This is a genomic window from Tsuneonella sp. HG094, assembly GCF_053819285.1.
Genome location: NZ_JBSORA010000003.1, coordinates 22280 through 33546, shown reverse-complemented (window position 1 = coordinate 33546; position 11267 = coordinate 22280). Strand labels below are relative to the sequence as shown.

Here is an 11267-nt window from a genome sequence, read left to right as displayed (position 1 = left end):
CCTGTAATCGGAACCGCACAGCCTGCCTGTGCGCGCCTCAAGTCTTGGTAAGCAGTTCCCACATGCGCTCTGCCAGGCGGCCGGACCAGACCTGCCGATCACCGGTCTCTTCCTTCTGCAGGCCGCCCCCCCGGGTCGAACCCCATAGCGCGGATGTCGCGCTCCACTCGAGCTGCGTCTTCGAGAAACCAGCATAACGCAAGGGCGCGTTAAAGATCGCTCGTGGCGACGACGGCGCCGTTCCCTCTCATCACGATCGCAGGCGCCGTTCCCATGCGCGTCGCCAAACCTTTTGCCGCTGCATTGTCGCGCAGCAGCCGGGGATCGCTGGAACCGGCCCGATCCGAGGGCGAGGCGCATCTCGCGGGCGCACCCGCTGCACGCGAAGCGCTACTGCGAGCGATGCTCGACGAGTTCCCGTCGTTCTTCTTCAACGACCGCTTCTGGGTCACGATCGGCATCACGATCGAGGCCTCCAAAGCGCTCGACAACTATTCAGAACTCAAAAGCGAAGTCGCTTCGCTGCGTGTGCCGATCTACGGCGCTTGGGGCGAACAGTTGACGAAAGTAGGCTGGTCTGCCGAACGCGCCGACGTGATCGTTCGCTCGGGCGCGTCGCTGGTGGCTGGCTTGGCCATCAGACGCCTCTGGGCGGACTTCGACGACATCAACGCTGCAGTTATCGAAGACTGGAGAAAGGCGCATTGCGACTGAATGGTTTGAACTTGCCGAATATTGGTAAACAGGCTAACTATCCCTTCGGAATCTACAGGCGCCATCAGGAGAGAGCGTAGCCGTGGACGGAGAGGTGAAATTCAGAAGCATGCGGATCGAGCGCGCAGACGGGGTTGCTCGTCTCGTGTTTTCCCAACCCGAACGCGGAAATCCGATCGACGGTGATTTCTGCCAGGATTTCTCCGAAGCGGCGATACTGCTTTCCGAGGATCCCGACGTACGGGCGGTGCTCATGACGGCGGAGGGCCCATCCTTCAGCTATGGCGGGGATGTGCGATTGTTCGTCGAGCAGCTCGACCAGCTTCCGCGCATGATCAAGCGTTGGACCACCGACCTGCACAGTGGCATTGCGCGATTGCAGCGTATGGACGCGCCCGTCGTGGCGGCCGTGCACGGCGTATGCGCGGGCGGGATGGCGGCGCTGGTAGCGGGCGCGGATATCATTATCGCCGAGGCCGCCACGCGCTTCGTCGCGGCCTATGCGGGGATCGGCTATTCAAACGACGCAGGTGCGTCGATCATGTTGGCCCGGAGGCTCGGTCCTGCCAGGGCGCGACGATTTCTGCTCTTGAACGAAACGCTTGATGCCCAGGCAGCGATGGCCGCGGGGCTGGCGGACGAAGTGGTTCCTTGCGACAACCTGTCCGAGCGTGCGCAGGAGATTGCCCGGCAACTCGCCAGCGGTCCCACCCGGGCCTTTGGAGAGATGCGCCGCCTGATGCTGAGCGTGGCGGACCAGCCGCTCGAAACACAGCTCGAGCTCGAAGCGCAGGCGCTCGCGCGGATCGCCTCAACGTCGGACGCTCGCGAGGGTCTCACTGCCTTCTCAGAGAAGCGCAAACCCCAATTCACAGGATCCTGATGCATGTGGCTTTATCCGGAAGTTCGCACACTCGGCGAATACATCGAGTATCACGCCCGCAATACGCCACTGCGGCGCGCACTCATCTGGGGCGACCGCACGATCTCCTTCGCTGAATACGACGCGATAGCGAACCGCATCGCGCATGATCTGCTCGCGCGAGGCGTTGCACCTGGAGACCGGGTCGGGTTCCTCGGTCTCAACACCCCCGACTTCTACTTCGCGCTCACCGGTACCGCCAGGACTCGCGGAGCCTTTACGGTCTTCAACTGGCGCCTTGCCGCGCCTGAGCTGGCTCAGTTGATTGACGACAGCGGAACCCGCCTCGCACTGGTCGAACGGTCGCTAGAGAAGCTGTGGAACGATGCGCTCGCGATCTCGCAGACAGACGTCGAGACGATCTGGTTCGACGACGACCATACGCTCGAGGAGCAGGTTGGCGAGCGATCGGCTGATAAGCCGGACTTGTTCATCAGCGAGGAGGACACCGCCGTCCAGCTCTACACATCCGGCACGACCGGTTCTCCGAAGGGGGTGATGCTGAGCCACGGCGGCTTCAATCGGATCCGCCTCTGCGAGCATTTGGAGCCGGCGTTCCAGTGGGAATCTGACGACGTCTTCATCAACCCGCTCCCGAATTTCCACCTTCTTTCGATCGGGATCGCTTTCCAATGCCTCTACAACGGGGTCGCGGTATCGATCGTTCGCCAGTTCGAACCCGGCCTGATCTGCCGGACGATCGCACACGACAAACCTACTTTGCTTACGCTGACCCCGACGATGATCCAGATGCTGCTCGATCATCCGGCCGCGGCGGAGACCGACTTCTCCTCCATCCGTCTCACCCTTTATGCCGGCTCGGCGATCTCGCTCGGTTTGATCAAGCGTGCGATCGGGGTCATGCCCGGCAAGTTCATGCAGTTCTACGGTGCGACCGAAGCCAACGGCGCGTTTTCCATCTTGCGTCCGGACGAGCATGATCTCGAAGACGAAGGCAAGCTCCAGAGCTGCGGACGGCCCCTGCCGCTGATCGAGTTTCGCATTGTCGATTCTGATGGGAACACGGTTTCCGACGGGCAACCGGGTGAACTCATGATCCGCTCGCCCGCAATCACGGTCGGCTACTCGAATCAGCCGGAAGCCACCGCCAGGGTCCTGCAGAACGGCTGGTACCGGTCGGGCGACGTCGCGCGAAGGGACTCAGAAGGTCTCTATTACATCGTCGATCGCGTGAAGGACATGATTGTTTCGGGCGGGGAGAACATTTACTCGGCCGAGGTCGAGAATGTTCTTTCGACTCACCCGGACGTGGCTGCTGCCGCGGTTATCGGCGTACCGGATCCTAGATGGGGCGAGGCCGTCAAGGCGTGCGTGATCCGCAAGCCGGGTGCTTCTGCGGACGAAACGGCGTTGTTGGCTTTCGCCCGCGAGCGACTTGCTGGATACAAAGTCCCCAAGAGCATCGACTTCATGGAAACCTTCCCGCTGGTACCCAGCGGCAAGGTATCAAAGAAGGACCTGCGGGGCCCTTACTGGGCGGGGGAGGACCGGGGGGTCGCATAATCGCGGTGCCGGCGTCCCGCCTATGCCAGCCTGATGATCCGCTTTCCTTTGTTTTCGCCGCGGTAGAGCCCGGCAAGAGCATCCGGGCATGCCTCGATGCCGTCGAGCACGTCCTCGACGAAGTGCAACCGACCTGCCCTAATCCAGTCCGCGAGCTGCGCTACCGAATCTTCATAGCGGTCCATGTGATCGAAGATGACGAAACCTTCCATTCGCGCTCGCTTGACGAGCAGGTGCCGCTCGACCCGTGGCCCGCTTGGCCATGGCGTCCACGAGGGAATGGATGCCGTTCCGCACACGATTACCCGAGCCCTGAGCGCGAGGTTGGGCAGAACCGCGTCGCTAATTCGGCCGGCCGTGTTGTCGAAGTAGACGTGCACCCCGTCGGGGCAGGCTTCCGCGATCGCCTTTTCGAGCCCTCCGGCCCGGTAATCGTTTGCCGCGTCGTATCCGAACAGATCGAGACACTGCTCGACTTTCCCGGCTCCCCCCGCGATCCCCACTGTACGACATCCAAGCAGCTTTGCGATCTGGCCGACTGCTGACCCGACCGCGCCGGCAGCGGTCGACACCACGACCGTCTCCCCTTCCCGCGGCTGTCCGATGCTGGTCAACGCCAGATGTGCCGTAACGCCGTTTATCCCGAGCACCCCCAAGGCCAGCGAGGCGGGCAAATCATCCTCGGTAACCCGCCTGACGACCATATCTGGCGTCGCGCTGACCGCCTCTTGCCAGCCGAACCACCCGCACAAAGTCTCTCCGACCTCGTACGCGGTGCACCGACTTTCGACTACGTCGCCTACCGCTAGCGACCGCATGACGCCGCCCAGGGGGATCGGCGCAGAATAGTTGCCCGCGTCTGCGATCCATCCGCGCATTGCCGGCTCGACCGAGAGAAATCTGTTCCGGACCCGAAACTCGCCATCGGTCAGCGGCAGAAGCGGCGCCGTTTCGATACGAAAGTGTTCTTTCTGCGCGATTCCCGTGGGCCTTGATGCAAGAACGACACGGCGGTTCAAAATGGCATTCCCATGGCCAGTTTCGCGGCGTCGTATTCCGACGCCAGGCGCGCCAAAAATTCGGCCGCCGGCTCCGAGCGCTTCACGGCACCGATGCCCTGGCCTGCACTCCAGATTTCCTTCCACGCCTTGGCGTTGTCGCCACCCCCGTCGATGTTGATCCCTCCGGTGGAACGAGCGAGATTGTCGGGGTCGAGGCCGTGCTCGATCAGCGATGGGCGCAGGAAATTGGCGTCGACGCCCGTGAAGCAATTGGTCGTCACGATGTCGGCTGCAGTTCCTTCGACGACCATCCGGCGAAATTCGGGCTGGGTGTTCGCTTCCGTTGAAGCGAGGAAGGTCGAACCGACATAGGCCAGATCGGCGCCCAGCGCCTCGGCAGCCAAAACCCCCCGTCCGGTTGCAATGCAACCGGAAAGAATGAGAAGTCCGCCCCACCAATCGCGGATTTCCTGGACCAGCGCGAACGGCGAAAGACTGCCCGTATGTCCACCGGCACCTGCAGCGACCGCGATGATCCCGTCCACCCCCATCTCGGCGCATTTGCGGGCATGGCGGTTCTTGGCAACATCCTGGAACACAAGGCTTCCGTTCGCCTGCAAGGTGCTAACGAGATCCGGATTGGCCGCAAGTGCCAGCACTACGATAGGAACCTTGTGCCGAAGCACGACATCGAGATCCGGCTCGAGGCGCGAATTGCTGGCGTGCGCCACCAGGTTGATCGCGAACAGCGTATCTCCGACCGCTTCGCGAATTCGCCCGATGTCCTGATCGAGCTCCTCGGTCGATCTCGAATTGAGCGCAGGCATCGACCCGATGATCCCCCCGCGGCACTGAGCGATGACGAGCTCGGCGGTCGATGCAATGAACATCGGACCGGCCATAACCGGTACTCGCAGTTGCGCCTTGAGCGCGTCTATCTCGTCGCGACGCATGTTACCCCCATTGGACCAAGCGCCACCACGCCGACCTGCTCTCCTCCGAGCCCTGTCGGAAATTTCGATCGGTGCGCACTTCCTCGCCAGAAAGTCACACCGGTTCCCAGGTGAAGACGTCAGCGGAACGATGAAGCGGATAAAAGTCGTTCGCAAATTGGGGAAATACCCGGTCGGCTACGGTTTCCGGTGTCCAGCCATCGGAGGTATGCGCGGTTCGGATGGGCCTGGGCTGGGAAAACAGGAAAATCTCGTTGTTACGCACCGCGAACACTTGGCCTGTCACATCCGCGCCCTTGGCGCTGCAGAGCGCGACCACGAATGGCGCGATCTTGTCCGCATCGAGCTTCTTTAGTCCCTCCACCCGCTGCTGTTGCTCGGGCGTATCCGTCGGGATCGAATCGATCATTCGCGTCCACGCGAATGGGGCGACCGCGTTCGACCGCACGTTGAACCGCTGCATATCGAGCGCGATGGATTTCGAGAGCGCGACGATCCCGAGTTTGGCGGCAGCATAATTCGCCTGACCGAAGTTCCCGACCAAGCCACTCGTCGAGGTCATATGGACGAATGCGCCGCTTTCCTGCTCCTTGAAGAAGGGCGCCGCGGCTCGGCTCGTGTTGAAACTGCCTTGGAGGTGCACGTCGACGACGGCGCGGAAATCGTCCGGTCCCATCTTGTGAAAGTACAGGTCGCGCAAGTTGCCGGCATTGTTGACCACCGCGTCGATGCGTCCGAACGCATCGACCGAAGCCTTGACCATCGTCAGCGCGCCTTCCCATTCGGCCACGCTGTCATGATTAGCAACGGCCCGACAACCGAGAGCCCGGATTTCCTCTACGACCCGCTCGGCGGGCGATCCCGCCTCCTCCCCATCTCCACTGAGCGAGGCTCCAAGGTCGTTGACCACGACCGCTGCGCCTTCGCGGGCCATTGCCAGCGCAATGCCGCGACCGACCCCGCGCCCGGCTCCGGTAACAAGCACAGCCTTGCCATCCATCATTCCCATCTTCCGGCCCTCAGTAGCTCTTGGGAAGGTCGAGTACTTTCTCCGCGATGAAGCAGAGAATCAGCTGTTCAGTGATTGGCGCTAGGCGGGTCAGCGCGCTTTCGCGATAGAGGCGCTCGACGTGATATTCCTTGGCGTAGCCGAACCCCCCGTGGGTCGCAACCGCCTGCCAGGCTGCGTCATGACACGCGCGCGCGGCAAGAAATTTCGCGCTGTTTGCCTCTGCGCCGCAAGGCTGGCCGCCGTCGTAGAGGCGGGCCGCTTTCTCGACCATCAACCAGGCGCTCTCGAGGAACATCCATTTCTCCGCGAGGGGATGCTGGATGCCCTGGTTCATGCCGATGGGCCGGCCGAAGACCACCCGCTCTCGCGCGTAGTTAGTTGCCCGGCGCAGGGCATCGCGGCCGATCCCGATAGCTTCCGAGGCGATCAGGATGCGCTCTGGATTGAGGCTGTGGAGAATATAGGAAAAACCCTTTCCTTCCTCGCCGATCCGGTCCTCGTCGGGAATAAACAGCCCATCGATGAAAATCGCGTTCGAATCGACCGCCTTGCGGCCCATCTTGGGGATCAGGTGAACGTCAATCTTCGAACGGTCGAGGTCGGTGTAGAATATCGTTATTCCGTCGGTCGGTCGCGCGCAGTCCTCTAGCTTCGTCGTTCGGGTCAGCAGCATGATCTTGTTCGCCACTTGTGCGGTCGAGGTCCAGACCTTCTGGCCATTGACCACGTATCCACCCGGTACCTTCTCTGCGAAGGTCTTGATCGCGGTGGTATTCAGGCCCGCATCGGGCTCCGTAAAGCCGAAGCAAACCTGGTCTTCTCCCGAAACCAGTCGCGGGACCCAGCGCGCCTTCTGGTCTACCGTGCCCTTCACCACGATCGGATGGGGACCGAACAGGTTGATGTGAATGGTCGATGCCGCTGCGAAGCCGCCGCCGCACGCAGCCACTTCGTTCATCATCGTCATGGCCTCGGTCACGCCAAGCCCGGAGCCTCCGTATTCTTCGGGCATGGTGATGCCGAGCCATCCACCATCGGCCATCGCCTTGTGGAATTCGCGCGGGAACTCGCCGTCGTCGTCCCGGCTGAGCCAATATTCGTCGTCGAAGGGGGCGCACGCAGCCCGAACACCCTCGCGAACCATATTGAGATCGTCTTCGGTGGGCAGCGGTCGCGCTTCGCTCATGGATGTTCTCCAGCTGCGGCCAACGTCTTGTGCGCGGCCTTGAGGTGCGGGATGTCGTACATCTTGCCGTCGATGCCGATCGTCCCAGCGTCGGGCTCGGCCGCGAAGGCCTCGATCACGCGTCGGGCGTGATCAAGGTCCTCGGTCGAAGGCGAATAACACCGGTTGATCGTATCGACCTGATCGGGATGAATCGCGATGCGGCCTGTAAATCCATCGCGCCGGGAGCGACGGCAGTCTGCCTCGAGCCCCTCCCGGTCACGAAAGTCCGCGTATAGCGTATCGACAGGCGCGACTTCGGCGGCGGCGGCGGCAAACAGGCACAGCGACCGGGCCACCCGGTACGGTTCGGTCCAAGTGCCATCGGCTTCCTTGTTGCCGGTCGCCCCGATCGCCGCGGCAAGGTCCTCGGCGCCCCAGGTCAGACCGACGAGCCGGGGATGCGCCGGCGCATAGGAACCCAGCGCAAACATCGCCGCTGGCGTCTCCGTCGCGACGACTGCGATCTTGACCGACTGGGGTTCGACGCCCGCAGCGGTTTCCAGCGCGTCGATGATCCCGGCAAGAGTGGCCACGTCATGCGCTCCATCGGCCTTCGGCACCAGAATTCCGGCGAGTCCGGGACGCACGACTGCCGCAAGGTCGGCCTCTGCGAGTCCGCTCGAGAGCGGGTTGATCCGTACGAACAGCCGGGGGGCCAAACCGTCCGCCTCGCTCAACCAATCGGCAACGATCGCCCTGGCCTCGTCCTTTAACGAAGGAGCCACCGCGTCCTCGAGGTCGAGGATGAGCACGTCGGCGCCGCTAGCGCCGGCCTTGTCGAACTTGCGGCGGCTGTCGCCCGGCACGAACAGGAGCGAGCGCAGTCTCATGTGGGTTGCCTTAACATCAGCGCGCCCCGCACGGTCCGGCAGACCACTTCATCGCGCTGGTTAAGTCCGGTATGCTCGAAGGTGACGATCCCCTGGGTCGGCCGTGACTTGCTATCGCGGATTTCGAGCACTTTCGACTCCGCGCGGATCGTGTCTCCCGCGAAGACGGGTTTGGGGAACGTCGTATCGCTCATGCCGAGGTTGGCGACTGTCGTGCCGAACGTGGTGTCCTGAACTGACAACCCTATGACCAGGCCAAGCGTGAATATCGAATTCATCAGGGGCCGTCCGAACTCTGTTTCGGCCGCGTAGGCGTGATCGATGTGGATCGCCGCAGGATTGTAGGTCAGCGAGGAGAACAGGATATTGTCCATGTCGGTGACCGTGCGACGGATCTCGTGGCGGAACACCTGCCCCACCGAGAACTGTCCGAACCACAAGCCTGCCATCATTCCGCTCCTTCAGTCGAGGCGACCCAAGATGGCCACCGCGGCCACGCTGTTGAATGGCGTGCCGCCCAGGTTGTGCGTCAGTCCCAGGTCCGCCTTGTCGAGCTGTCGCGCTCCGCCGCGCCCCTGGAGCTGGGAATAGACTTCGTACGCCATGCGCAGACCCGACGCGCCGACAGGGTGCCCGAAGCACTTGAGCCCGCCGTCCACCTGGACTGGAAGGGACCCGTCACGGTCAAAACGCCCGTCGAGGATGTCGGAGGGCGCCTGGCCCGGTTCCGACAAGCCGAGGTCTTCCATGATCACCAGTTCGGTGATCGAGAAACAATCATGCACTTCGGCAAGGCTCAACTCCGCGCGAGGATCGGTCACCCCAGCTTCGAGGTATGCGCGCCGGGCAGCGATCTGCGTGTTCGGCACCGAGGCTCCATCCCATTCACCGAACTGCATCTCCCATCCGTCGCTTGCCGACAACTGGATCGCCTTGATCGTGACCGGACTCAGTTTGCCGAGCGAACGCGCGATTTCCGGTGTTGTCACGATGGCGCAAGCGGCACCGTCGGAAACGCCGCAGCAATCGAACAAGCCCAGCGGGTCCGCGATGAGCGGGGCGTTGAGGATCGTGTCCAGATCGACCGGCGATCGCAAATGGGCCTTGGGAGCCAACACCCCGTTCTGATGGCTCTTCCACGATACGTGCGCCATCGCTCTCTTGAGGTCGCCGGCCGCGATCCCGTGCTTCGCGGCATATGCGCCCGCCAATTGGGCGAACGTCCCCGGCGCCGAGCCATATGGCATCCACAGGTCGTTCTGGACTCCCTTAGTGCGCAGGGGAAGACCACCGTAGCCGGTGTCCTTGAGTTTCTCGACGCCGATCGCCAGCGCCACATCGACTGCGCCCGAAGCCACGGCGTATGCCGCTCCGCGCAGCGCTTCCGTTCCCGTGGCGCACATGTTCTCGACCCTTGTCACGGGAATCCCGCCAAGGCGCAAGGCATGGGCCGCGGGCAGCGCGCTGTTGCCGACGTTGATGTCGTCGAGCGCGTTGCCGACCCATGCGGCCTCGATGCGCTCTCGCTCGATTCCCGCATCTTCAAGCGCCTCGGAAAAAGCCTCGACCATCAGCCCATCGGCGCCGGCGTCCCATCGTTCGCCGAAGCGAGAGCAACCCATCCCGACGATCGCCACTTTGTCCTTGATGCCACTCGCCATCACGCGGCCTCCAGCAGCGGGCGCGCCACGGGTGCCGCCTTCCAAAAATAGGTACGCATTCCCAGCGCCTTGTTTTCGTTCTTGATCCGCAGCCGCATGCAAACGCGGTCGCCGACGGCGAAGCCCGCTTCCGGTCGATCGGTGAACTCCATCAGCACGCGCGCGCCGTTGTCGAACTGGGCCAGCCCGAAATCGAACGGTGGGTCAGGGGTGAAATTGAGCCGATCTGCGGTGATCGAAACAACCCGGGCCCCTTCATTCGCCAGTCGCACATCCTCCATTCCCTCCGGAGCGGACAATCCCGGGTTCACCGGGATCGCGCTCTTGGGAAATTGCACGCAACCGGCGCTATCCCGTCCACCCACGAACCCGATCATGTCGCGTCCGATACGCTCGAGGACGGTAGCCTGGGCCTTCTGCGCGAATTCCGATCGCATTCCCCAATCAAGTTCAAGGTTGCCCGAGAGGGAGAGGAACCGGGAATAGCTCGACAGGAGCCGCCCCTCGCCCAGCGCCGAGACCAACGCTTCCGCTCCGGGGACAGCTTCACGCACTTCGAAGATCAAGACATCGACGCCGCTGCCGAATCCGATGACAAGCACTCGATCACCGGGCTGGGCCGCGCCGAGCGCGAGGCCGAGACCGTATAACGGATGGGCCGCGCCTAGATCGCCTGCGGACGACATAAGACGCGCACAGTGATCAGGGGCATCGCACCTGAGAGCGCGGGCTGCGGCCTTCCAACATCCCCCGACCGGCTCGGCACACGCGACATGGTCGATTGCCTCGGGTGCCAGCCCCGCAACCGCGCACGCATCGCGCACCGCCGGGACGATCAGTTTGCTGACTGCCACGTCACGCACGAAGCGTTCTTCGTATACGTACGGCGTCGTGTGATCGAGAGAGGTATAGCGGTCGAGGAAATCGTGGGTCATCGACGCGTGGCCGATCAATTGCGCTGCTCCGTCCCTGCTTACCCGAACCGCAGCGGCGCCATCCCCATAAGCGAGCTGAGCCGCGCTTCCCGGCCGCGTGGGGCGCTTCTCTGCAGCGACGACCACCGATTCATCGCTACCGAGCAGGCAGTCGAGCAGCGCGGAGGTACCTGCGCGGCGGGCATTTGCCATGTCAATGGTACGAACTGTTCTCGGAAGCGCGAGCGCGTCGACAATGAGGGCAGCCTGAAACCGATCGGTGAAATATGCCGAGGTGGAAGCGAATCGAACGGATGACAGGGTAGGCCCGGCAAGGTTACGGGCCGCCTCTACAGCCATCGTAAGGGGATCTTCGTCCCAGCCGGCGAGCGACCTGGTTCCCGCCCGTGGCATGGCCAGCCCGCTCCACCCCAATTCTCGAGAAATCGCTTTACGATCCACACGAAGATGTGGAAGATAGCCACCGACTGCGGCTATAGCCAACGAC

At 62.8% G+C, this 11267-nt stretch carries 11 protein-coding genes; 3 read left to right on the top strand and 8 right to left on the bottom strand.

Translation table 11 applies throughout. The features are described 5' to 3' along the window. The first annotated feature begins 402 nt into the window (after window positions 1-402). The 3 genes from ACWPMX_RS15185 to ACWPMX_RS15175 all read left to right on the top strand — a co-directional run bounded on the left by ACWPMX_RS15185 (window position 403) and on the right by ACWPMX_RS15175 (window position 3160). The gene (locus ACWPMX_RS15185) at window positions 403-714 is read left to right on the top strand and encodes a hypothetical protein (protein WP_455700944.1); all 312 of its coding nucleotides are present in this window, start codon (window positions 403-405) and stop codon (window positions 712-714) included. 82 nt (window positions 715-796) lie between these two features. Further along, window positions 797-1597 (top strand): enoyl-CoA hydratase/isomerase family protein, encoded by an 801-nt coding sequence (locus ACWPMX_RS15180; protein ID WP_455700943.1) that lies wholly within the window; start codon window positions 797-799, stop codon window positions 1595-1597. A 3-nt stretch (window positions 1598-1600) separates the two neighbouring features. Next, window positions 1601-3160, top strand: coding sequence for an AMP-binding protein (locus tag ACWPMX_RS15175; protein WP_455700942.1), 1560 nt, complete (start codon window positions 1601-1603; stop codon window positions 3158-3160). Between the two features lie 20 nt (window positions 3161-3180). Here the strand turns inward: ACWPMX_RS15175 and ACWPMX_RS15170 are convergent, their stop codons facing one another. From ACWPMX_RS15170 to ACWPMX_RS15135, 8 genes are read right to left on the bottom strand one after another with little or no spacing between them, the layout of a single operon-like run. Next, window positions 3181-4179: an NADP-dependent oxidoreductase gene (locus ACWPMX_RS15170; RefSeq protein ID WP_455700941.1), complete on the bottom strand. Its 999-nt coding sequence runs from the start codon at window positions 4177-4179 to the stop codon at window positions 3181-3183. Further along, on the bottom strand, window positions 4176-5270 hold the full coding sequence (locus tag ACWPMX_RS15165) for an NAD(P)H-dependent flavin oxidoreductase (RefSeq protein WP_455700940.1): 1095 nt from the start codon (window positions 5268-5270) through the stop codon (window positions 4176-4178). Before ACWPMX_RS15165 ends, ACWPMX_RS15170 begins: the two co-directional genes overlap by 4 nt. After that, a complete protein-coding gene (locus ACWPMX_RS15160) occupies window positions 5209-6123 on the bottom strand; it encodes an SDR family NAD(P)-dependent oxidoreductase (RefSeq protein WP_455700939.1) in 915 nt (304 codons plus the stop codon). The genes ACWPMX_RS15165 and ACWPMX_RS15160 overlap by 62 nt, the downstream gene beginning before the upstream one ends. A gap of 10 nt (window positions 6124-6133) precedes the next feature. Beyond that, on the bottom strand, window positions 6134-7312 hold the full coding sequence (locus tag ACWPMX_RS15155) for an acyl-CoA dehydrogenase family protein (RefSeq protein WP_455700938.1): 1179 nt from the start codon (window positions 7310-7312) through the stop codon (window positions 6134-6136). Continuing rightward, the gene (locus ACWPMX_RS15150) at window positions 7309-8184 is read right to left on the bottom strand and encodes an HpcH/HpaI aldolase/citrate lyase family protein (RefSeq protein WP_455700937.1); all 876 of its coding nucleotides are present in this window, start codon (window positions 8182-8184) and stop codon (window positions 7309-7311) included. The genes ACWPMX_RS15155 and ACWPMX_RS15150 overlap by 4 nt, the downstream gene beginning before the upstream one ends. Further along, the gene (locus ACWPMX_RS15145; protein WP_455700936.1) at window positions 8181-8633 is read right to left on the bottom strand and encodes a MaoC family dehydratase; all 453 of its coding nucleotides are present in this window, start codon (window positions 8631-8633) and stop codon (window positions 8181-8183) included. The genes ACWPMX_RS15150 and ACWPMX_RS15145 overlap by 4 nt, the downstream gene beginning before the upstream one ends. Window positions 8634-8645: 12 nt before the next feature. After that, window positions 8646-9845: an acetyl-CoA acetyltransferase gene (locus ACWPMX_RS15140; protein ID WP_455700935.1), complete on the bottom strand. Its 1200-nt coding sequence runs from the start codon at window positions 9843-9845 to the stop codon at window positions 8646-8648. Beyond that, entirely contained in the window at window positions 9845-11263 is a 1419-nt protein-coding gene (locus ACWPMX_RS15135) for a hypothetical protein (RefSeq protein WP_455700934.1), read from the bottom strand. Before ACWPMX_RS15135 ends, ACWPMX_RS15140 begins: the two co-directional genes overlap by 1 nt. Window positions 11264-11267 lie beyond the last annotated feature (4 nt).

Coding starts and splice junctions, on each gene's coding strand:
- ACWPMX_RS15185 (WP_455700944.1), top strand. CDS start 403: ATGCTCGACGAGTTCCCGTCGTTCTTCTTCAACGACCGCTTCTGGGTC.
- ACWPMX_RS15175 (WP_455700942.1), top strand. CDS start 1,601: ATGTGGCTTTATCCGGAAGTTCGCACACTCGGCGAATACATCGAGTAT.
- ACWPMX_RS15160 (WP_455700939.1), bottom strand. CDS start 6,123: ATGGGAATGATGGATGGCAAGGCTGTGCTTGTTACCGGAGCCGGGCGC.
- ACWPMX_RS15155 (WP_455700938.1), bottom strand. CDS start 7,312: ATGAGCGAAGCGCGACCGCTGCCCACCGAAGACGATCTCAATATGGTT.
- ACWPMX_RS15150 (WP_455700937.1), bottom strand. CDS start 8,184: ATGAGACTGCGCTCGCTCCTGTTCGTGCCGGGCGACAGCCGCCGCAAG.
- ACWPMX_RS15145 (WP_455700936.1), bottom strand. CDS start 8,633: ATGGCAGGCTTGTGGTTCGGACAGTTCTCGGTGGGGCAGGTGTTCCGC.
- ACWPMX_RS15140 (WP_455700935.1), bottom strand. CDS start 9,845: ATGGCGAGTGGCATCAAGGACAAAGTGGCGATCGTCGGGATGGGTTGC.